Below are 21,159 nucleotides of genomic sequence, written 5' to 3' on the forward strand. Positions count from 1 at the left end.
TAATTCATTGAGCGTCAGGATAGACAACATGGCTAACGGAACTCCACCCTGAAACTCTGCTACAATATCGCCAATTTTTTTCATATTGATCGAATTTGATCTCGAATGCTGTGCATTGAGCAGTAGGTGTATTTCATGAGCTTTAAGCAAGAACTGGCGGCACAAGTCGCCCAGCGACGTACGTTCGCTATTATTTCCCACCCCGATGCCGGTAAAACCACCATGACAGAAAAATTGCTGTTATGGGGTCAGGCTATTCAGGTGGCCGGGATGGTAAAAAGCCGTAAATCTGACCGGGCCGCAACATCGGACTGGATGGAAATGGAAAAAGAGCGTGGTATCTCGATTACCACCTCGGTGATGCAATTTCCTTTTAAAGACAAGATGATCAATCTTCTGGACACCCCGGGACATGAAGACTTCTCGGAAGATACCTACCGTACCCTAACCGCGGTAGACTCGGCGCTGATGGTGATTGATGGTGCAAAAGGTGTCGAAGACCGAACCATTAAATTGATGGAAGTGTGTCGTATGCGCGATACCCCGATCATCTCATTCGTCAACAAAATGGACCGTGAAATCCGTGAACCGCTTGAGCTTCTGGATGAAATCGAAAACGTTCTGAAAATTAAATGTGTTCCGATCACCTGGCCGCTCGGTACTGGCCGTGATTTTGCCGGTGTATTCAATTTAATCGAAGAAAAATTCTACGTGTATAAAGCCGGTTTCGGTTCAGTGATTACTGAGATCGAAGTGCGTGATGGTTATGACTATCCTGATCTTCGTGAGAAAGTGGGTGAACTGGCTTGGGCAGCATTTGAAGAATCGCTGGAACTGGTACAAATGGCCAATGAGCCTTTAGACCGTGAAGAATTCCTGGCCGGTCGTCAAACGCCTGTGTTGTTCGGTACAGCCCTGGGTAACTTTGGTGTCGACCATGTTTTGGATGCATTCAGTCAATATGCACCATCTCCTAAAGCCCATCCGACCCAAGATCGTGTGGTAGAAGCGGATGAAGAAGGCTTCACCGGTTTTGTCTTTAAAATTCAGGCCAATATGGATCCGAAACACCGTGACCGTATTGCTTTCATGCGGATCTGTTCAGGTAAGTATGAAAAAGGCTTGAAGATGAAACACGTACGTCTGGATAAAGATGTGCGTATCAGCGATGCCTTAACTTTCTTGGCCGGCGATCGTCAGCATCTGGAAGAAGCCTGGCCGGGTGATATTATTGGTCTGCATAACCATGGTACCATCCAGATCGGTGATACATTTACCTCGGGTGAGAAACTTCAGTTTACCGGTATTCCACACTTTGCGCCTGAAATGTTCCGTCGTGTCCGCTTGAAGGATCCATTAAAATCCAAGCAGCTGCAAAAAGGTCTGAAAGAGCTTTCAGAAGAAGGGGCAACCCAGGTATTCATGCCGCAGAATAACAACGATCTGATCGTTGGTGCTGTAGGTGTGTTACAATTTGAAGTGGTGGCTTACCGTCTGAAAGAAGAATACAAAGTTGATTGTGTTTACGAACCGGTCAGCATCAACACAGTGCGTTGGGTGTCTTGCGATGACGAGAAGAAATTCAACGAATTCAAGAAAAAAGCTCATGACCAGTTATCCGTCGATGGAGGTGGTCATTTGACTTATCTTGCGCCAAGCCGCGTGAATTTGCAGCTGATGCAAGAACGTTATCCGGACATCGTGTTCCACAATACGCGCGAACACTAAAATTTCAGGCTTCGCAGCTAAAGTTTAAAAATATCAAGCAGCTTCTCCGGAAGCTGTTTTATTTTATGCTACATTTAAGCAATTAATAACTCGATAGATATAGCAAAGAGAATGAAGCTCAGCAAGGAAGTCGTCCTCGGTTCTGTGATTGGTTTAAGTCTTGTCCTGAGTGGCTGTGATCAAAGCGAAAAAGAGCCTGTTAATACTCCGAAAAATGAGAAAATGACCGCAGCTCAGCAGACCGCAGATGTTTTACCTTATCTGAATATTCAAGAGCAGCCGGCCAAGATTGCCTTGCCATTTTGTGAAAATAAAAACTGTATCAATCTGGATATTCAGACCTTGCATACGGTTGATCCATGGATGAACCAATGGATTGAAAAGCAGCAGGCCAAAGTGATCCAGGATCAAATCGGCTTGAAACAGGACATGAATTTACAGCAGGCGATCAATGCCTATGTAAAAAAATCGGATGCCTGGCAGGCGCAGCTCAATCTGAACAAGGCTTATGAGTTATCGCTATATACCCGCATTCCCTACCAGCGCAATCAATATGTATTGATGCAGATTGGGGTCGATACCAAACAGGAAAATGTCAACGTGCATGAGCGCTATTATTTTTTTGTGGCTGATCGTCGCCAGCAGAAAATGCTGACCCCACTGGATATTGTTGATCCTAAGCAACAGTTAGTAATGGATCAGATTATCCAGCAAGCCTATGAGACATGGCTCAAAGAAAATGATCCGCAAGTTCAGCAGAAGGCACCGAAAAAACTGTATTGGGGACAGGCTGACTGGTTCTTTGATCAGGAAGGCATTGGGCTGCATTTTCGCAGCCATGAAATTAGCAAAGATGCCAAACAACTGGATATTTATTTAACAAAACAACAAACACAACAGGTCTTGAAAGCTGATATCTATCAGCATATGTTTTAAAGCTCATGATCCTGCAAGCGTACAGGTTCCAAAAAGGTGAATGAATGCCAAAATACAAGAATATCTTTTGTCTATCCATCCTGGCATCAGCGATCTTGCTGAGTGCCTGTCAGCCGAAGAGTAATGAGCCGGAAGAATCAAGTGCTTCCGAGGTGCTACAAGCCGAAGCTGAAGCACTTAAACTCAGCGGCGATACCGAAAAGCTCAAGCTGGCGATTCCAGAATGTGAAGACAAAAGCTGTCCGGAAATTTCGATCGAACGTCTGAACAGTAATCAGAGCTTTATTGATGAATGGATCGACCAGCAGATTCTGCAACAGTTGAAAAATATCCTGTCTCTTGATGCGATTGAACCGGCAAAAGTGAGCGCTGCCAGTGAAGCAGACGTTGCCGCCTCTGAACCCAAAGCTGCTTTAGCAACAGTGGTGACACCAAAACAGCAGCTTGAGCAGCAAACTCAACCTTATATGCAAACTTTCTTGAATCTGGATAAAGAGCTCAAGGCCCTGAGTGCCAGTCATAGTATTAGCCTGATGATTAAGCCCAAGATTTTGAATTCAGGAGATCCTTTGGCGACCGTGGTTCTGAACAGCAGTTATTATCTGGGAGGAGCACACGGCGCATCTGCACAGACTTATTATAATTTTGATCTGGAGCAGAAAAAACTGGTCAAGCTGGATGACATTATTGCGGCCAAACAGAAAGCCCAACTGGAAGCGCGTGCTTATGATGCGTTTAAAAACTGGGTGGTAGAATCCAATCTGGCCAAAGATGTGGCGGAATATGAACAAGCCTGGAAGTTCAAGCTTACTGATAATTTTTATCTGGCCCAGCAAGGTCTGGTCTTGCAATATGCCGAATATGAAATTGGGCCATATGTAGTTGGCTTGCCACGTTTAATGATTCCTTATGAACAGCTACAAGGTGTGCTGAAACCTGAATATTTGCCTCAAACTGAAAAAGCTGCCTCTGAGGCACAGCCAGCGCCTGCTGAAAAAACTAAATGACCTTAAAACTGTTTGATACGCATACCCATTTTGATGTTCCCGATTTTGATCCTGATCGGGAACAGTTGGCGTATGCGGCAAAAGCGGCAGGTGTCGAGCATCTGGTTTTAATTGGTTTTTTGCAAAACCGTTTTGCTGATCTGTTAGGAACTCACGACTTTATCAATGACCTGGGAAATGCACCGCAAAGTCATTTAGCCCCGGGCTTGCATCCATTTTATATTGAACAGCATCAGACTGATCATTTACAGGAGCTGGAACAGCTGCTTAAAAATGAGCATTGTATTGCCATTGGCGAAATCGGTCTGGATACCTTTTTAAAACAGCACAAACAGGCTGAAATTTTCCAGAAGCAAAAAGATTTTTTTGCTGCACAGCTGGAACTGGCGCAGCAATTCGATAAGCCGGTTTTGCTGCATATCCGTAAGTCACATGCGGAGGTTTTGCAGATTTTAAAACAACAGCAGTTTAAACAGGGCGGCATTGCGCATGCCTTTGGTGGTGGGATTGAGGAAGCCAAGGCCTTTATCAAATTAGGATTCAAACTGGGCATCACCGGGCAAATCACCAATCTAAATGCCAAAAAACTTCATCAAGTGGTGCAGTATGTCGGACCAGAACATCTGGTATTGGAAACTGACTGTCCGGATATGACGCCACTCTGTTGTCAAAGCTCGACCGAGCAACGTACCCGAAATACACCTGCAAATTTACCTTATGTGCTGCAAGGACTGGCAAAGAGTCTACATATGCACAAAGAGGAACTGGCTGAACAGCTCTGGCAAAATACTCATCAGGCCCTGCATCTGGCCATTTAATTTAACGCTCTTAACTCGGTCTTAAATTCCCGGTTCATCATAAATAGAAAAAAAGGTGCATTATGCAATTTCTAAAATGCTCCAGACTTGGCATCATGCCATATACATTTTTTTAGGTGAGATTCACATGGCACAAGGACTTTTGGCGGGTAAGCGCTTCTTGATCGCGGGCATTGCGAGTAAATTATCGATTGCTTTTGGTATTGCTCAGGCATTGCATCGTGAAGGTGCTGAATTGGCTTTTACTTATCCAAATGAAAAGCTGAAAAAGCGGGTAGATGACTTTGCTGAACAGTTTGGTTCGAAACTGGTTTTTCCTTGTGATGTGGCAGTCGATGCTGAAATTGACCATGCATTTGCCGAACTGGCTAAACACTGGGATGGTCTGGACGGCGTAGTGCACTCTATCGGTTTTGCACCGGCACATACGCTAGATGGTGACTTCACCGAGATCACGGATCGTGAAGGCTTTAATATTGCACATGACATCAGTGCTTATAGCTTTATTGCAATGGCACGTGCGGCAAAACCTTTGCTGCAAGTCCGTCAAGGCTGTTTGCTGACATTGACCTATCAAGGTTCTGAGCGTGTAATGCCAAACTATAACGTGATGGGTATGGCCAAAGCCTCTTTAGAAGCAGGCGTACGTTATTTGGCGTCTAGCTTGGGTCAGGAAGGTATTCGTGTGAACGCGATCTCTGCGGGTCCAATCCGTACCTTGGCAGCTTCAGGTATTAAATCATTCCGTAAAATGCTTGACCTGAATGAGAAAGTTGCTCCATTAAAACGTAATGTGACGATTGAAGATGTCGGTAATGCTGCATTGTTCCTGTGCTCGCCATGGGCTAACGGGATTACTGGTGAAATCCTGTATGTTGATGCTGGTTTTAATACTGTTGGTATGAGCGCTGATTTGATGGCGGATGCGGAATAAATCCTATAAGTCCTCTCTCCCTCAGGGAAAGAGTTAGAGAGAGGGGAATGACTTCTTCCTCTGAGTGAGGAAATGATTAAAATCCCCCTTTGATAAAGGGGGAGGCCACTCAAGGCAATAAAAAAGACCGCATAAGCGGTCTTTTTTAGATTTGAGGGATAGCGATTAAGCTTGACCATCCACAGCAGCGGCTTGCGCACGTTGCATATTGGCTTCAAATTCAGCATCGAAGTTGATTGGTGTAAGTAGCAACTGTGGGAAGCTGCCTTTAGTCACCATATCATTCACTGCTTCACGTAGGAACGGGAACAGGATGTTCGGACAGTATGCACCCAGGATATATGGAAGACGCTCTTCTTCAACGCCATCCACCAAGAAAATACCAGCTTGAGTCACATCAACGATAAACGCGGTATCACCTTCGTTGGTTGCTTGAACTACGACTTTCAAAGCTACTTCAAAATGAGTTTCATCAATTTTTTCTGCAGAAGAAGAAAGATTGATGTTTAACTCAGGTTGCCATTGCTTGGTAAAAACTTGCGCCCCAGGAACTTCAAAAGAAATATCTTTGGTGTAAATACGCTCTAATGCCAATTGTGGTTGAGCTTGTTGTTCTTCACTCATTTTTTGATCCTTAATATGAAGTGATAATTTTAGTAAGGTTAAGCCAGCAATTCATCAAGTTTGCCTTCACGCTCTAAAGCATAAAGTTGGTCAAAACCACCGATGAACTGATCATTAATAAAAATTTGTGGCACGGTACGGTGATTGGTACGCTGCATCAATTCAAGACGTACTTCAGGCGCTTCTTGAGACAAGTTAATCTCTTTATATGCCACACCCTTACGTTCCAGTAGCTGTTTTGCACGCACGCAATAAGGACACACTGTCGTCGAGTAAATAGTAACTTCAGCCATGATCAATCTCCTGTTCGTGGATTATTTGCTTTTCACCAAAGGTAAACCTTGAGCTTTCCAGTTGCTGACGCCGCCATCAAGACGGTAGGCATCGGCATGACCAACCTGCTGTAATGCAGTACCAGCCACCTGTCCAAGGTTACAAATGAACACCAAAGGGCGATCAGATGCTTTCAGCTCTTCAACATGTTTTGTAATCTGGCTATATGGAATATTACGGCTGCCGCTGATATGACCTTCACGGAAGTCTTTGGCATCACGTAAATCAATCAGCATGGCATTTTTTGCTTTGACTAAAATTCCCAGCGATTGCGGAGAAATTTTGCGACCGTTACGTTGACCTTCGATAATGAAGAACAAAACCACTAATACCGCGAGTGTTCCAAATAAGAAGGGGTGATTCCCCATAAACTCGAACCAACGTTCCACAATTCACCTAATTACAATTTTAAAATTGCCAAGAGTATAGCTCATAAATATGGTGATCAAAATCACCGCTTCAAGGGCCAAGGGTTAAGAAAATTAATTTTTTTGCTGTGCTTCAGTGATTTCGTCGATTAAACGTAAATAGCTGTCCAGTCGGCGCGGTAAAATTTCACCTGCGGCAGCAGCCTGACGCAAAGCACATTGTTTTTCATGCTTATGGGTACAGTTACGGAACTGACAATGGCCGAGCAGGTTTTCAATTTCAGGAAAGCCGCTTTGTACCTTATCTAAAGTCAGATGCCACAGGCCAAATTCACGAATTCCTGGAGAGTCAATCAGGGCGGCACCTTCACCAAAACCGATCAAGCGCGTTGATGTCGTAGTGTGCTGACCAAGTGCCGAGTTTTCCGAAATAATATTGGTTTTCTGTGCGGCATCCGGCACGATCGCATTAATCAGCGTGCTTTTACCCACACCAGATTGACCGACGAAAGCCACCGTTTCATTTTCCAGACGATTAGACAGTGCAGTCAGGTCGCCATCGGATTGGGTCTGCATCACTTCATAACCGAGATCTTGATATTCTTGCAGCAGAGTCAGAATCGGATCGTTTTCTTTTAACAAATCGGCTTTATTCATCACCAGCAATGCAGGAATATCGGCATCGGCACAGGCCACCAGATAACGGTCGATCAGGCCCGGCGCTGGCTCAGGCAATGGTGCAAACACGATCACAATCAGTGAAATGTTGGCCGCTACCGGTTTAACCTTGTGATAGCGGTCGGGGCGTGTCAATAAGGATTTTCGGGGATGAATCGCGGTGATAATTCCTAAACCGGTATTCGGATCGGCTTGCCATTTGACCCGGTCACCCGTGACCAATAAATCCAGATTGGTTCGAGTATGACAGCGCCAGACGCTGTCCAGTTCAATCTCTTTCCAGAAAGGTTCAGGCTCACCATCGGCGACCACAGGTTTTTCAGGGTGAATGTCAGGGCGAGACAAAGCTTGCACTTCAAGTTGGCGGCCATAATGTTGCACCACTAAACCTTCAAGATCACTGGAGGTATCGAGATCTTCTTGACGTGTTTTCTGTTGTTTCTGAATGCGGCGCTGTTGTTGCTCTGTCAGACGACGCTTACGTATTAAGGCCATTCATATCCTAAAAAAACCGGGTAAATCAGATGGCAAAAATAGCATGAAGCAGCCCCCGAATGACACCCAAGATGTAATTAATTTGCTACTATAGTTGTTTTTAAACCCAATAAGATTGCACATTTATGAGCAGCACCGCTGATACCCGCCTGATTTGGATTGACCTTGAAATGACAGGTCTAGACACAGACAATGATCAAATTATTGAAATTGCAACAATTGTAACCGATGACAATTTGAATATTTTGGCAGAAGGTCCTGTGCTTGCGGTACATCAGCCTGCACGTCTGTTAAATGCCATGGATGAGTGGAACACTCGCCAGCATGGCCAGTCTGGTCTGATTGAACGTGTACGTCGCAGTAAACTGACCGCTCAGGATGCCGAACAGCAAACTATTGAATTCCTGAAAAAATGGGTCAATCCAAAATCTTCACCGATGTGTGGTAACTCGATCTGTCAGGATCGCCGTTTCTTGCACCGCCTGATGCCTGAACTGGAGCAGTATTTCCATTACCGTAATCTGGATGTATCTTCAGTGAAAGAACTGGCCAAACGCTGGCGCCCGGAAATCATGAGCGGTCTCAAGAAAAATGCCTCGCATCTGGCGATGGATGACATTCGTGATTCGATTGCGGAATTGAAATACTATCGTGAATATTTTTTCATCATGAATAAAGATTAATTCCGATAGATGAAAAAGAGGCGAAAGCCTCTTTTTTTATTTTACTGAACTGGATTTTTTCTAGTGTAAAACTGCTCCATGCTTTCAAAGCCTACCCACAAGAGTAATAACACAATCAGATGATTCTGTGTTTCATAACGATCGAAAATAACTAAGCCAAATAATCCTAAAGTCATTAAACGAATGAGAATGCTGAGATAATAATTTTTGTTCTTTTGGCTGATCAGAACATAAAAATAAAGCCCGATACAAACAATGTTCAAACCCAAAAGGGTGTTAAATAGCATGACATTCCACTCCTTTTGGCCAAATGACATAGAATTAATTTATTGATATTTTAATCAATCGCGAGTCGGTTGTCGCTCTCATCCAATCTGAATGTCATTTAAATCGATTAAAAATTTAGTGGCGGTAAAGAAAAGCGGATTTTGCTAAAATGATCCGGTATTTTTATTGCTATAGATGACCTATGACTGACCTGCTTCAAGATGATGAATATGACCGCCGTTTTGCTGGTGTTGCCAAAATTTATGGAGAAGACAGCTTTAACCATTATGAAAAAAGTCATGTGATGGTGATTGGCATCGGTGGTGTCGGTTCATGGGCAGTAGAAGCTCTGGCACGTAGCGGAATTGGCGAACTGACCTTGGTCGATATGGATGTGGTGGCGGCATCAAATATCAACCGCCAGTTACCTGCCATGAGTACCACCTTGGGTCATGAAAAAATTGAAGTCATGGCCGAGCGGTGTCGTGCAATTAATCCACGTATTAAAATTAATCTGATTGATGATTACCTGACGCCTGAAAATATCAAAGAAATTTTAGCAGGTGATCCTGATTTAATTCTCGACTGTATTGATGATGTCAAAGCCAAATTTGCCCTGATGCTGCATTGCCGTTTTAACAAGATTCCGTTGATTGTGTCTGGCGGGGCAGGCGGTAAGCTGGATCCACTGAAAATTCGGGTAGCCGATTTATCTAAAACTGAACAGGACCCGATGCTGGCCAAATTGCGTGCCCAGTTACGTGGCAAAGGCATCTGCAAAAAGCCCAAAGAAAAATTTGGCATTACTTGTGTCTATTCCATCGATAATCCATTTTCGAGTGCCGATGTCTGTGCCAGTGCCGGTTTACGCTGCGGTGGTTATGGCTCTGCCGTGGTGGTGACTTCAAGCTTTGCCATGGTTGCCGTGGCAGAAGGCTTGAAAAAGCTTGATAGTAAAAGAGCAAAAGCCTGATTTAAAAAAATAAAAAGCACAATCTATGTGCTTTTTTTAAACTGGCGTTTAGAATGAAAGGATTCATTCGCAGAACAAAAATAATGTTTTGGAGCAGCTATGTGGTTCTTGCTGGTACTGATTTTGGGGATAGGGGCGTTAGCGATCTGGATGTGGAAACGTCCGGATCCGGTGAAACGTGATCAGGCGAAGGCTGTACAACATGATTTATGGATTGAGCAGATTGATGCTCAACTGAAACATGCAGCACGTTTGAGTTCAGATCTGGAACATCCGAATTATGAACGCGCCTATCAGATTTATCAGGGACTGGCTCAGCAACAGGAAATCCCTCAAGCTTATGTAGGTATGGGCCTGATGCATCTGCAGGGTTTGGGACATGAGCAGAATACCGAAAAGGCGATTAGTTATCTAGACAAAGCCTTTCGTCTGGGCAGTGATGATGCAGCCTATCATTTGGGGCAGATTCATGAAGGGGATACGTATCAACAGGCTGACCCGGAAAAAGCTTTGTATTGGTACCGACATGCGGTAGCACGTGGCAATCTGGATGCCCAATATCGTATTACTGAACTTTCTTCTACCGAAGGCCAGCCTCAAAACGAGATGACTGCAGAAAAACAGCGTCTGGCATTATTAATTCAAAATGCCGGGCAGGGTCATGCCAATTCGCAGTATCAGCTGGCCCAGTATTATTTGGCAGATTCAACAACCCAAGATTTAGTGCAAGGAATTCATTATCTGTTTCTGGCGGCACAACAAGATCATTTGGCCGCTAATCAGCAGATCGCCGATGATTATGGGCATGGACAGATTCTCCCCCAAGACCTGATGCAATCGCTGCAATTTATTAAACGCTGTATCAGTCTCGGTGACCAGAAAGGTCTGTATGACTATTATGCTGGTGTATTACAAGGTCGTATCGATACCGACCAGCGTCAGCGCGTGTTCCAGCATTTATTGCAGCAGTCCAAAGAACACGCCGATGCACACGCCAAGACCTTAATCGGACTGGCTTATTTTCATGGCTGGTATGTTGATAAAAATGAAACCATGGCATTTCGTTACTGGTCGGAAGCGGCCAACAGTCAGCATGCGCCTGCATTATGCATGATTGCTGCGCTGTATTTTGAGCAGCACCTGGTAGCCAATGAACCGCAAAAAGCATTTGAGTTATATCAGGCTGCCTATCAGCTTAGTCCTGATGATGTGTCTGCAGGGATGGGGCTGGCGCTGTGTTATTTAAACGGTGTAGGCACAGTTAAAGATACGGGCAAAGCCACACAAATGATCCAGAACGCGGCACAACAGTATTGGCAGATTGTGGCTCAGTCTGAGGCGGATCTGATTTATAGCGTCGGCCGGTTTTATAGTCTGGCTGAATATCCATTGCCGACACGTGATAAAGCTGTCCAGTACCTCAATCAGGCGGTTGCGAAAGGTTCGAAAGAGGCGGCATGGTTCCTGTACCAAGCTCTGTCAGGCATTTATCCTGTCTTTGTGAACAATTTAGAGCTAGCAAATCGTTATCTGCATCAGGCTGCGCAATTGGGTCATGCCCAAGCACAGGCAGAATTGGGTTTAAAGTATCTGAAAGGTCAACAGATTGCGCAGGATATTGCCTTAGGCTTGAGCTATCTGCAAAAAGCAGCCGCTCAGCAGAATGGTGTAGCACTGAATGCTCTGGGTGAAGCATATGAACAGGGTCAAGGTGTTGAGAGCAATATTGAGCAAGCCGTACAGTATTATCAGCAGGCGGCAGCGCAGGTAAATGCGGATGCTTATAGCCATCTTGGACGTTTATATACCAAGGGAATTGGCGTGGAGCGTGATATCGGAATCGCACGGGACTGGCTGGAAAAAGGCAGTTTACTCGGACATGAGCGATCCACTGAATTATTGAAAAATGTGAATGCGTATTTGCAAATGAAATAAACTGACTCAAATCATATGAGCTAAAAAACCGCTGTCTGACAGCGGTTTTTTTATGGATCAAGCTTTGTTAAGGTAATTGTTTAATCGGGCTACCACCCAATGCCTGCATCAAGGTGACATAAGCATTGTACTGGTTCTGTCTGGTTTGCACCAAAGACAGCCGCGCATTGCGCGTAGTTTCCTGTGCATCCAGCAGGTTTTTCAACGCCACCGCACCATTACGATAACGCACTTCAGTCAAGCGTTCAGTTCTTTCTGTCAGCTCAACATTGCGTTGCTGTAATGCAACCTGCTTAGTGAGCTCAGTACGATTCGACAAGGCATTTTCCACATCGGCAAAGGCTTCGTACATGGTCTGGCGATACTGGATAATGGCTTTTTCATATTCCAGCTCATTGACTTGCAGATCACGTTTCATGTCATTCCATTGCAGGAATGGCAAGCTCAGACCGGCACCTAAAGTTGCAACCGGATTTTTCAGTGCATTCGAGAGGGACGTACTGCTGCCAATACCGGTGGTCAGATTGCCGGTCAAACTAATGGATGGATAGTAGCTGGCTTTGTTGGCATCTTTATTAGCTAGTGCCTTACGCAAGCGCAGTTCAGTCGCTCGAAGGTCAGGACGACGTGACAATAAACTCGCCGGTAAGTCAGCCTGAATACTCGGCAATTGAATATTCGGTAAACGGCTTGGCTCTTGAATCGCGAGCTGTTGAACCGGCATGTGCAGCAATACCGCGAGTCCGGTACGTGTTTCCACACGTTGTTGTTCAATCTGGCTTAAGGTTGCCTGCTGGCTTTGAATCGCCTGTTCCGCCTGGGTTAAATCCAGACCGGATACTGCGCCGGCACGATATTGCACTCGCACCAGATCATAGGTTTTTTGCGCGGTCGCCAGATTTTGCTGTACCACGCTATAACGTTCATTCAGATAAGCCAGTTGCCAGTACAATTGTGCCGTGGTGCCGATCAGGCTCTGAGCAGTTGCCTGCAAGTCTTCTTCAGAGGCTAAGGCCTCCCAGCGAGCGGCTTCGGTTTGATTGGCCAGTTTGCCAAACAGATCCAGTTCATAGCTTAAGCCCGGATAACCCAGAGAAATACCGGTCGAAGAATCGCCACCACCATCTAGGCTAAAACGATGGCCCGTTGAAATTCTTGCATCACCGACACGAACGCCTTGCTGGCTTTGAGCCTGTCTGGCTTGAATGCGGGCCTGTTGTAAACTGATGCCAGCCACTGCCAGGTCGGTATTCTGCGCCAATACTTCATTCACCAAATTATTTAATTGCGGATCTTTAAATAAAGTCCACCATTGATCTGCCAGAATATCGGCATGAATCTGCTGACTAAGCACCTTATTGTTTTGAAAGCTGCCCGGCATATTGATCGCAGGCTGTTCATAGGGGGTTTTCACCACTGCGGCACAACCGACCAGCGAGCTTCCCAGCAACAGGGCACTGGCAAGCTTGGTTAAATTCATTTGCATATCAGATTCCTTATTCGCGAGAGAGCGCATCGACTGGATTCAGACGAGCAGCGTTACGTGCCGGGATAAAGCCAAACACAATCCCGATCAGGCTTGAGCAGATAAAGGCCGCTACAATCGAAGTGGTTGAATACGCCATCTGGAAAGTACCGCCGGCAAAATGGGTAATTAATTGGCCAATTCCGAGAGAAAGCAGCACACCCAAAATACCACCCAAGATACAGACCAGAACGGCTTCAATCAGGAATTGCTGCAAAATATCACTTTGACGTGCGCCAACGGCCATACGCACCCCGATTTCCTGAGTACGTTCAGTCACGGAGACCAGCATGATATTCATTACCCCAATCCCGCCGACCACTAGAGAAATCACGGCAATCGCTGAAATCAAAAGGGTCATGGTGGCTGTGGTTTGCTGAATGGTTTCACGGATACTGTCGGCATTCTGGGTAAACACATCCTGCGCGCCATGGCGCTGTACCAGCAGATTCAGAATCGCATTTTCAGCCGCTGCACTTGGGTATTCATCCTTGATCCGCACAATGATGCTACGCACATTGGACTGCCCCAGCATACGGCTCATCACGGTGGAATACGGCAGATAGACATTCAGGCTGTCATTATTGCCCATCATGCCTTTTTGCGCGTCGATCACCCCGATAATCCGGCTCGGTACGCTCCCGAGTAAAATCACCTGACCCACCGGATTGGTGCCATCCTTAAAGAAGGTATTTTTGGTATTGGTGTCAATGACGACATCTTGCGCCTGTTGCATGACACTACTGCGGTCAAAAGGCTGACCGGACTGGAACGTCATGCCACGCACGTAGAAGAAATCTTCACTGACGCCGTTGACCGTAGTTGAAGCTTCGATTTCTTTATAACGGCCGGTGACACTGCTATTCACCGATGGGCTGACGCCATCGACATACGGTTGTTCAGCTAGCGCATCGGCATCGGCCGGAATCAGGGTTTTGGACTGTGAAGATCTGGAGTTATCCCCAAAGCCTCGACCCTGAAATACGGTAATGGTATTGGTCCCCAGACTGCTGATATTTTCCAGAATCTGCTTTTGTGAGCCATTACCGAGTGCCACCACCGAGACCACCGAAGCAATACCGATAATGATTCCGAGCATGGTGAGGAAAGTCCGCATGCGATGTGCATTCATGGCCAGCAAGGCCATCCGGAAGGCTTCACCCAGACGGTCAACTGCAGAACGCCATGAAGAAATCTTCTTTTGTTCACTGCGGATCAGCGGCTGTTTTTCCAGATGCTCTTCGACTTCAGGAACATTGGGCTGATCAGAAATAATATTGCCGTCCGAGATCTCGATAATCCGCGTCGCATTTTTCGCTACATTATGATCATGCGTGACCAGAATGATGGTATGACCTTTGGCATTCAGTTCACGCAAAATACGCATCACTTCAATACCGCTGTTCTTGTCCAATGCACCGGTCGGTTCATCGGCCAGAATCACGTCACCGCCATTCATTAGCGCACGGGCAATCGAAACCCGTTGCTGCTGACCACCAGAGAGCTGGCTCGGACGGTTCTGGGTTTTTTCACCCAGACCGAGATCAGTCAGAATCTTGACGGCTCGCGCATGCCGTTCAGATGAATCCGCACCGGCATAAATCGCAGGGACTTCGACATTGCCTGCTGCATTTAAATCGCCCAGCAGATGATAACGCTGAAAAATAAAGCCGAAATATTCACGGCGTAATTGCGCCAGTTCATCCGCTTCCAGTTCCCGGGTTTCACGGCCTTTGACCTTGTAGCTACCCGTGGTCGGTTTGTCCAGACAACCCAGAATGTTCATCAGGGTCGATTTACCGGAACCGGACTGACCGACAATCGCCACCAGTTCACCCGGATAAATCTCTAGATTCACCCCTTTTAAAATCTGGACCGTGCTTTCACCCGCAGGGAATTCACGAACCAGATTTTTCACCTCGAGGAGAGGCTGTTGTTGTGAATTCATGCTTACATTCTCATTGGGCCACGGCTATTGCCACCGCTTTTTGCTGCATCATTGGAGGTGTCAGAACCATCGGCAATCACCACCTGATCACCACGTTTTAAACCTTTCAGCACTTGCGCAGTCGCACGGTTATTCAAGCCGATTAATACAGGGGTTGGTTTCGCAGTACCATCGGCTTGCAAGACACGAACCATGCCACGTTGTGCTTTACCTTGCTCAATCAATGCAAGTTCTGCTTCAGACAGGTTTAGACGCGCTGGACGTTCACCGGCAGGGCGATTGCCTTGAGCCGATTCAGCTTCAGGACGTGATGCCGGACTGCCTTCACCGCGAGAACCCTCACCACGCGCTTCACCACGATTGGCACGGGGTGGACGGTTTGAACCTTGAATGGCCGCAGCAGGAATGGTCAGCACATTTTTGGCCTCATCCAGTACGATATAAACTTGCGCCGTCATATCAATACGCAATTTTCCATCTTCATTCGGGACATCGAACAATGCGTTGTAATACACCGCAGAACTTGACGATGAGCTTGAGGTATTGCTATCGGTATTAATTGAATTGGGTGCAGGCTCAACCTGACGCAGTTTGGCGTAAATCTTTTTCTCGTTATTGCCTAAGGTAGTGAAATAAACCGTCTGACCTTCTTCAACTTTCATGACATCTGCTTCAGAAATTTCAGCTTTAATGGTCATGGTGTCGAGTTTGGCCAGTTTAACAATGGTCGGCGCACTCTGGTTGGCATTCACGGTTTGACCTTCTTCAGTCACAATCGCCACAATCGTGCCATCCATCGGGGCTACAATCTGGGTATAGCCAAGATCTTCTTTGGCAGTCGCCAGCGTCAAACGCGACTGTTCAATCTGTGCATTGATAGCGGTGATATCCGCTTGCGCCGTTTTATAGTTCGCAAATGCCGATTCCAGCTCTGAGCGAGAAGTGGCATCCTGTGCATACATGGCTTTCTGACGGTTGTATTCAGCTTCAACTTTGGCCAGATTTGCCTGTCTTACTGCAAGTTGTGCCATCTGATTTTTAATGCTGGCTTCAGCGGTTTTTAAATCATTTTCCTGACGAACGGAGTCAATCCGCGCAATCAGCTGACCTTGCTTGACCTGATCGCCCAGTTCTACATACATTTTTCTGACCTGACCCGAAACCTGCGCCCCCACGCTGACCATCTTGGTCGCTTCCAGAATACCAGTCGCCAGTACAGAGCTTTCGATATCGCCTTGGGTGACTTCAGCCGTAATATATTGCGGAGGCTGTTCTTTGGGTTTGAGGAAGTACCACCCCGCAGCGATGAGCGCAATGGCAATCACGGCGGCCATAATCAATTTCGTCGGTTTTATTTTTGGCATGATCAATATCGGTTCAAAATCAGAGAATTGTGAACGATTATAAAAGCGAAATTAGGATAAATCGTGTATTTTTTTAAACTAATAGGAATGATTATTATTTTATTTTTCTAATTTTGACAAAGACTTAGTGAAATAGGGGCTTGCCACAGATACTGGAAATCGCCTGTAGTACCAAATGCTCCGGATTTTCATGTCCGAGTCCTTTAATTGAGGCATCAATTCTTAATAATAACCGCGGCCAGGCCAGAAAAGTCTGTGGGCTGAGACGGCGCAAGGCTTGTTGATATAACCCGACTTTGGTTTTCCAGATCCCGATTTGCAAGGCATTTTGCGGTTGTTCAAACAGCTGCATCAACAGACGCATTTCCTTGCTGAGACTCCATAAAATCAGGCTCATCGGTTCACCTGAAACGACTAGATACTGAAAAATTTTGATCGACTGGGAAAGATTACCTTGTAGCAGGGCATCGCTCAAATCATAGGTGCTATAACGTGACTGATCTTGTAAACATGCATATAAATGATCAACCTGAATGATATCGACTTCAGCAAAGGTATCGCTAACCCGCATCAGGCTGTTCTTTGCTGCAAGCAGGTTGTGCTCATGATGTTGTTCCAGCCATTGCCAGGCATCATTGGCTAAACGAATGCCGAGTTTTTCAGCTTCAATACCCAGAATCTGCTGCCGGTCTTTTGGATAATTGGCCACCAGCGAAACATTCACACCATTGGCATCAATCAGCTGAAAGAAACTGGATTTCAGGCTATTACTATCCTGTTTGGGCATCATCACCAACAGCAGGTTTTGTTCATTATGCTGCAAATAGTTTTTCAGTAACTTGATTGCGCTGGCATCCGGTTTGATATTGCCATGTACTTCAATCGCCAACTGGGTTGAAAACAGCGACAAGCTGTTCAAGGCATTAAAGACGGTTTTCCAGTCGGCGACCGAACTAATGTCATAGCGTTGACGTTCAATGTCCTGCTTTTGCCAGCTGGCCCGAAAGGCATCAATTAAATTCTGTTCCAGCAAAGGCTCTTGACCATGCAAGACCCAAGCACCGCGAGCTTCATCGACACGTTTCAGGGCTTGCAGATAATCAAGTTTCATAAAGAGGTCTTATTGAGCAGGTTGCGCTGAGGTATTTTGTTTGGCTAAGGGTAAGCGGTTCGATGAAATCTGACGCGCGATCTGCTGCGCCACATCATCAATAATGACCTGATTCAGATATTTTTGTTCCTGGTCATCGGTGTTGACCGTTTCAATATCATATTGATACGTACGTGTTGCCACGACAGTGCGTGGTTCAGTGATCGGATTGCCTTGTGCATCTTCAATCCGGAAAGTCACGTTTAAACGTAACAAGGTTTCAACCAGTTTACCGTTCAGTTCCAGACGGCGAGGGGTGTAATCCAGGACACGTAACACATAAGCATTGGGTGCATTACTCAGCTGTACGCCTGCAGCACCGAGGTAAACTGCCAGTTTCTCTTGCAGTTCTTCAGTATTGGGCGGTAAAGACAGGCTCATGACAGAGTAAGCAACAGGGGCGGAGCTCGGATTGGTTCCTTTCAGATGAAAGCCACAGCCGACTAAGCCTGCACTCAGACCACAAGTTAAAACAATTGCTGCTAAATGTTTGCCCAAATGCATGTGTTGCCCTCTATGCTTCCCGAAGGGGAATATTTGAAATCCTGAACTGGATTGTAAATTCAAAGCCCGTTGGCTGGCAACGGGCTTTGTTTGGGAATTGTGAAATCCTTCAGAAAATTCCTTCTCCCTCTGGGAGAAGGTTAGGATGAGGGGTTATATATTTACCTCTCCCTAACCCTCTCCTGAAAGGAGAGGGAATGTAAGGACTTAAACCACCAAGTTCACCAACTTATTTGGAACAACAATTTCTTTCTTGGTTGGACCAGTCAAGAATTGCTGAACTTCAGGCAATGCTTTGGCTTGAGCCAAGATGTCATCTTTAGAAGCATCTACAGATACTTCAAGCTTGCCACGAAGTTTACCGTTGACTTGAACCACGATGGTTTGCGTATTACGTGTCAGCGCAGATTCATCTACTGCAGGGAATAAAGTTGAATTCAATTCAATCCCAAATTCAGCCAATAAAGTCTGGGTTAAATGCGGTGCAAATGGTGCAAGTAAAGTTAATAGCGTTGTAATCGATTCACGTGCAACAGCAACGTCATTGTCATCTTGGGCTTCAAACTTGTTGTTCGCGTTTAGAAGTTCCATCAATGCAGCAATTGCAGTGTTAAATGCATGACGACGTTCGATGTCATCACCGACTTTTTGGATGGTTTCATGAGTTTTACGACGTAGGTCTTGTGCAGCCGTAGACAGTGCCGCTTTGTCGATGTTTGATGCACCGTTACCTTTTTCAAGGAAGCCTGTTGCTAAACGCCATACACGTTTCAGGAAGCGGTTTGCACCCTCAACACCGGCGTCAGACCATTCTAGTGATTGATCTGGTGGAGCTGCAAACATCATGAACACACGTGCCGTATCTGCGCCGTACTGGTCAATAATTGATTGCGGGTCGATACCGTTATTTTTCGATTTCGACATTTTTTCCTGACCACCAACAATTACGTCCTGACCATCACCTTGGTATTTCGCAGACAGAATACGCCCTTTTTCATCACGTTCGAGGTCGATATCTGCAGGGTTAAACCAGGTTTTCTTGCCTGATTCAGCTTCACGGTAATAAGTATCTGCCAAAACCATACCTTGAGTTAACAGGTTGGTAAATGGTTCATTACCTTGTACTACACCTTCATCACGCATCAATTTGTGGAAGAAGCGTGCATAAAGTAAGTGCAGAATCGCGTGTTCAACACCACCGATGTATTGATTTACTGGAAGCCATGTTTGAGCAGCTTCAGGTTTAACTAAACCATTAGTAAAATCAGGAGATGCATAACGTGCATAGTACCAAGATGACTCTACAAAGGTATCCAGCGTATCTGTTTCACGACGCGCATCACCACCACAGCTTGGGCAAGTGGTTTGATAAAACTCAGGCATCTTGTTCAATGGATTACCCGAGCCATCAGGTACGACATCAGTCGGTAAGACCACTGGAAGTTGCTCTTCAGGTACAGGAACCTGACCACATTTTTCACAGTTGATCATTGGAATTGGGCAACCCCAATAACGCTGACGCGATACACCCCAGTCACGTAAACGGAACTGAACTTTGGTGCTTGCAAGAGTTGTTGGTTCTAATTTCGCAAGGAACGCATCATAAGCTGCTTGAAAGTCTAAACCGTCAAATTCAGCAGAATTGACCAATTTACCCTCTTTAGAACCGTACCATTCTTGCCATTGTGTAGCATCAAAGTCTGCATCGTCTGCGCCTTTAGCAGCAATCACTTGTTTGATGGTTAAGCCATATTTATTGGCAAATTCAAAATCACGTTCGTCGTGTGCAGGTACAGCCATCACTGCGCCAGAGCCATAAGACATCAACACGTAGTTGGCAATCCAAACAGGAACTGCTTCGCCAGTGACAGGATGCTTCACAGACAGACCTGTTGCCATGCCTTTCTTTTCAGCAGTGGCAAGGTCAGCTTCAGCCACAGAACCCATACGGCATTCTTCAATAAATGCTTTAAGTTCAGCATTATTTTCCGCAGCTTTCAGCGCCATTGGATGTTCTGCTGCAACTGCAACATAAGTCACACCCATTAAGGTGTCAGCACGTGTGGTGAATACAGTAAGGCCGTCTGCGTAAATTTCAGGATTCGCTGAAGGGAAGGTAATGTCCATCCCTTGTGAACGACCAATCCAGTTACGCTGCATGGTCAGAACTTGTTGTGGCCAGCCATCTTTAAGCGTGTCCAGGTCGTCAAGTAACTCTTGCGCATAATCGGTAATGCGGAAGTAGTACATTGGAATATCACGTTTTTCCACCAATGCACCTGAACGCCAGCCGCGACCATTTTCAACCTGTTCGTTGGCAAGAACAGTCTGATCGACCGGATCCCAGTTTACAGTTGAAAGTTTACGGTAGATCAAGCCTTTTTTATAAAGCTGAACAAATAGCCATTGTTCCCAACGATAGTATTCTGGGGTACAGGTGGCAAATTCACGATCCCAATCTACGGCTAGACCGAGTTTTTTCAACTGGTCACGCATGTAAGCGATATTTTCAAATGTCCATTTTGCCGGAGCAACCTGGTGTGCAATCGCTGCGTTTTCAGCAGGTAGACCGAAAGCATCCCAACCCATCGGTTGTAGAACCGTTTCACCTTTTAAGCGATGGAAACGGCTGATCACGTCACCAATCGTATAGTTACGCACATGACCCATATGCAGCTTGCCACTTGGGTAAGGGAACATCGAGAGAATATAACGACGTGGACCTTCTACTTTGTCGGCAACTTTAAAGGCTTTGCGAGATTCCCAATCCTGTTGGACTTGAGGCTCGATCGCACTGGCTTGATATTCGGAATCAATGTGAGTAGTCATAAACGTATCAGTGAATTACGGTGAAAAAAGTCTGTTGCACAGCATAGCGCAAAATGCACC

19 protein-coding genes are annotated in these 21,159 nt (G+C 45.8%); 8 read left to right on the top strand and 11 right to left on the bottom strand.

Annotated features, from left to right (window positions below; translation table 11 throughout):
* Positions 1-135: 135 nt before the first annotated feature.
* From NI468_RS07225 to NI468_RS07245, 5 genes are all read left to right on the top strand, one after another.
* Positions 136-1,728: a peptide chain release factor 3 gene (locus NI468_RS07225; protein ID WP_004647433.1), complete on the top strand. Its 1,593-nt coding sequence runs from the start codon at positions 136-138 to the stop codon at positions 1,726-1,728.
* Positions 1,729-1,839: 111 nt separating this feature from the next.
* Positions 1,840-2,664 carry a hypothetical protein gene (locus NI468_RS07230; protein WP_086044114.1) on the top strand — a complete coding sequence of 275 codons (825 nt, stop codon included), beginning with the start codon at positions 1,840-1,842 and terminating at the stop codon, positions 2,662-2,664.
* Positions 2,665-2,708: 44 nt separating this feature from the next.
* Positions 2,709-3,671 (top strand): RsiV family protein, encoded by a 963-nt coding sequence (locus NI468_RS07235; RefSeq protein ID WP_086044113.1) that lies wholly within the window; start codon positions 2,709-2,711, stop codon positions 3,669-3,671.
* On the top strand, positions 3,668-4,489 hold the full coding sequence (locus tag NI468_RS07240; RefSeq protein WP_086044112.1) for a TatD family hydrolase: 822 nt from the start codon (positions 3,668-3,670) through the stop codon (positions 4,487-4,489). Before NI468_RS07235 ends, NI468_RS07240 begins: the two co-directional genes overlap by 4 nt.
* Positions 4,490-4,616: 127 nt before the next feature.
* Positions 4,617-5,423: an enoyl-ACP reductase FabI gene (locus NI468_RS07245; protein ID WP_004647438.1), complete on the top strand. Its 807-nt coding sequence runs from the start codon at positions 4,617-4,619 to the stop codon at positions 5,421-5,423.
* Positions 5,424-5,588: 165 nt separating this feature from the next.
* Here NI468_RS07245 and secB read toward each other — a convergent pair whose 3' ends face one another.
* The 4 genes from secB to rsgA form a co-directional block, all read right to left on the bottom strand.
* Positions 5,589-6,047, bottom strand: coding sequence for a protein-export chaperone SecB (secB, locus tag NI468_RS07250; protein ID WP_004647439.1), 459 nt, complete (start codon positions 6,045-6,047; stop codon positions 5,589-5,591).
* A gap of 38 nt (positions 6,048-6,085) precedes the next feature.
* A complete protein-coding gene (grxC, locus tag NI468_RS07255) occupies positions 6,086-6,340 on the bottom strand; it encodes a glutaredoxin 3 (protein WP_004278388.1) in 255 nt (84 codons plus the stop codon).
* A 21-nt stretch (positions 6,341-6,361) separates the two neighbouring features.
* Positions 6,362-6,769, bottom strand: a complete 408-nt coding sequence (locus tag NI468_RS07260) for a rhodanese-like domain-containing protein (RefSeq protein ID WP_004278386.1) — start codon at positions 6,767-6,769, stop codon at positions 6,362-6,364.
* Positions 6,770-6,862: 93 nt separating this feature from the next.
* Positions 6,863-7,921: a ribosome small subunit-dependent GTPase A gene (rsgA, locus tag NI468_RS07265; protein ID WP_005103207.1), complete on the bottom strand. Its 1,059-nt coding sequence runs from the start codon at positions 7,919-7,921 to the stop codon at positions 6,863-6,865.
* Positions 7,922-8,046: 125 nt separating this feature from the next.
* Here rsgA and orn point away from each other — a divergent pair, with 125 nt between their 5' ends.
* Positions 8,047-8,604 (top strand): oligoribonuclease, encoded by a 558-nt coding sequence (orn, locus tag NI468_RS07270; RefSeq protein WP_005107901.1) that lies wholly within the window; start codon positions 8,047-8,049, stop codon positions 8,602-8,604.
* 41 nt (positions 8,605-8,645) lie between these two features.
* Here the strand turns inward: orn and NI468_RS07275 are convergent, their stop codons facing one another.
* Positions 8,646-8,891: a hypothetical protein gene (locus tag NI468_RS07275; protein ID WP_005107898.1), complete on the bottom strand. Its 246-nt coding sequence runs from the start codon at positions 8,889-8,891 to the stop codon at positions 8,646-8,648.
* A 182-nt stretch (positions 8,892-9,073) separates the two neighbouring features.
* Here NI468_RS07275 and NI468_RS07280 point away from each other — a divergent pair, with 182 nt between their 5' ends.
* On the top strand, positions 9,074-9,844 hold the full coding sequence (locus tag NI468_RS07280) for a tRNA threonylcarbamoyladenosine dehydratase (protein ID WP_086044111.1): 771 nt from the start codon (positions 9,074-9,076) through the stop codon (positions 9,842-9,844).
* Between the two features lie 99 nt (positions 9,845-9,943).
* Positions 9,944-11,779, top strand: coding sequence for a tetratricopeptide repeat protein (locus tag NI468_RS07285; protein WP_086044110.1), 1,836 nt, complete (start codon positions 9,944-9,946; stop codon positions 11,777-11,779).
* A gap of 67 nt (positions 11,780-11,846) precedes the next feature.
* Here the strand turns inward: NI468_RS07285 and NI468_RS07290 are convergent, their stop codons facing one another.
* The 6 genes from NI468_RS07290 to leuS all read right to left on the bottom strand — a co-directional run bounded on the left by NI468_RS07290 (position 11,847) and on the right by leuS (position 21,099).
* The gene (locus NI468_RS07290; protein WP_086044109.1) at positions 11,847-13,265 is read right to left on the bottom strand and encodes an efflux transporter outer membrane subunit; all 1,419 of its coding nucleotides are present in this window, start codon (positions 13,263-13,265) and stop codon (positions 11,847-11,849) included.
* Between the two features lie 10 nt (positions 13,266-13,275).
* Positions 13,276-15,252 carry a MacB family efflux pump subunit gene (locus NI468_RS07295; protein WP_086044108.1) on the bottom strand — a complete coding sequence of 659 codons (1,977 nt, stop codon included), beginning with the start codon at positions 15,250-15,252 and terminating at the stop codon, positions 13,276-13,278.
* Between the two features lie 2 nt (positions 15,253-15,254).
* Positions 15,255-16,616 (bottom strand): MacA family efflux pump subunit, encoded by a 1,362-nt coding sequence (locus NI468_RS07300; protein WP_086044107.1) that lies wholly within the window; start codon positions 16,614-16,616, stop codon positions 15,255-15,257.
* A gap of 124 nt (positions 16,617-16,740) precedes the next feature.
* The gene (gene holA, locus NI468_RS07305) at positions 16,741-17,727 is read right to left on the bottom strand and encodes a DNA polymerase III subunit delta (RefSeq protein ID WP_253100967.1); all 987 of its coding nucleotides are present in this window, start codon (positions 17,725-17,727) and stop codon (positions 16,741-16,743) included.
* 9 nt (positions 17,728-17,736) lie between these two features.
* On the bottom strand, positions 17,737-18,270 hold the full coding sequence (locus NI468_RS07310; protein ID WP_005103222.1) for an LPS-assembly lipoprotein LptE: 534 nt from the start codon (positions 18,268-18,270) through the stop codon (positions 17,737-17,739).
* 207 nt (positions 18,271-18,477) lie between these two features.
* Complete coding sequence (gene leuS, locus NI468_RS07315; RefSeq protein ID WP_086044105.1) at positions 18,478-21,099, bottom strand: leucine--tRNA ligase; 2,622 nt, start codon at positions 21,097-21,099, stop codon at positions 18,478-18,480.
* Positions 21,100-21,159: the final 60 nt, after the last annotated feature.

Source organism: Acinetobacter lwoffii, assembly GCF_024129355.1.
Lineage (GTDB): Bacteria > Pseudomonadota > Gammaproteobacteria > Pseudomonadales > Moraxellaceae > Acinetobacter > Acinetobacter lwoffii_I.

What these genes read in the sequence shown, in the direction of transcription:
- NI468_RS07245 (WP_004647438.1), top strand. Translation starts at nt 4,617, where the DNA reads ATGGCACAAGGACTTTTGGCGGGTAAGCGCTTCTTGATCGCGGGCATT.
- secB (WP_004647439.1), bottom strand. Translation starts at nt 6,047, where the DNA reads ATGAGTGAAGAACAACAAGCTCAACCACAATTGGCATTAGAGCGTATT.
- NI468_RS07275 (WP_005107898.1), bottom strand. Translation starts at nt 8,891, where the DNA reads ATGCTATTTAACACCCTTTTGGGTTTGAACATTGTTTGTATCGGGCTT.
- NI468_RS07235 (WP_086044113.1), top strand. Translation starts at nt 2,709, where the DNA reads ATGCCAAAATACAAGAATATCTTTTGTCTATCCATCCTGGCATCAGCG.
- grxC (WP_004278388.1), bottom strand. Translation starts at nt 6,340, where the DNA reads ATGGCTGAAGTTACTATTTACTCGACGACAGTGTGTCCTTATTGCGTG.
- NI468_RS07240 (WP_086044112.1), top strand. Translation starts at nt 3,668, where the DNA reads ATGACCTTAAAACTGTTTGATACGCATACCCATTTTGATGTTCCCGAT.
- rsgA (WP_005103207.1), bottom strand. Translation starts at nt 7,921, where the DNA reads ATGGCCTTAATACGTAAGCGTCGTCTGACAGAGCAACAACAGCGCCGC.
- leuS (WP_086044105.1), bottom strand. Translation starts at nt 21,099, where the DNA reads ATGACTACTCACATTGATTCCGAATATCAAGCCAGTGCGATCGAGCCT.
- holA (WP_253100967.1), bottom strand. Translation starts at nt 17,727, where the DNA reads ATGAAACTTGATTATCTGCAAGCCCTGAAACGTGTCGATGAAGCTCGC.
- orn (WP_005107901.1), top strand. Translation starts at nt 8,047, where the DNA reads ATGAGCAGCACCGCTGATACCCGCCTGATTTGGATTGACCTTGAAATG.
- NI468_RS07285 (WP_086044110.1), top strand. Translation starts at nt 9,944, where the DNA reads ATGTGGTTCTTGCTGGTACTGATTTTGGGGATAGGGGCGTTAGCGATC.
- NI468_RS07225 (WP_004647433.1), top strand. Translation starts at nt 136, where the DNA reads ATGAGCTTTAAGCAAGAACTGGCGGCACAAGTCGCCCAGCGACGTACG.
- NI468_RS07230 (WP_086044114.1), top strand. Translation starts at nt 1,840, where the DNA reads ATGAAGCTCAGCAAGGAAGTCGTCCTCGGTTCTGTGATTGGTTTAAGT.
- NI468_RS07280 (WP_086044111.1), top strand. Translation starts at nt 9,074, where the DNA reads ATGACTGACCTGCTTCAAGATGATGAATATGACCGCCGTTTTGCTGGT.
- NI468_RS07310 (WP_005103222.1), bottom strand. Translation starts at nt 18,270, where the DNA reads ATGCATTTGGGCAAACATTTAGCAGCAATTGTTTTAACTTGTGGTCTG.
- NI468_RS07290 (WP_086044109.1), bottom strand. Translation starts at nt 13,265, where the DNA reads ATGCAAATGAATTTAACCAAGCTTGCCAGTGCCCTGTTGCTGGGAAGC.
- NI468_RS07295 (WP_086044108.1), bottom strand. Translation starts at nt 15,252, where the DNA reads ATGAATTCACAACAACAGCCTCTCCTCGAGGTGAAAAATCTGGTTCGT.
- NI468_RS07300 (WP_086044107.1), bottom strand. Translation starts at nt 16,616, where the DNA reads ATGCCAAAAATAAAACCGACGAAATTGATTATGGCCGCCGTGATTGCC.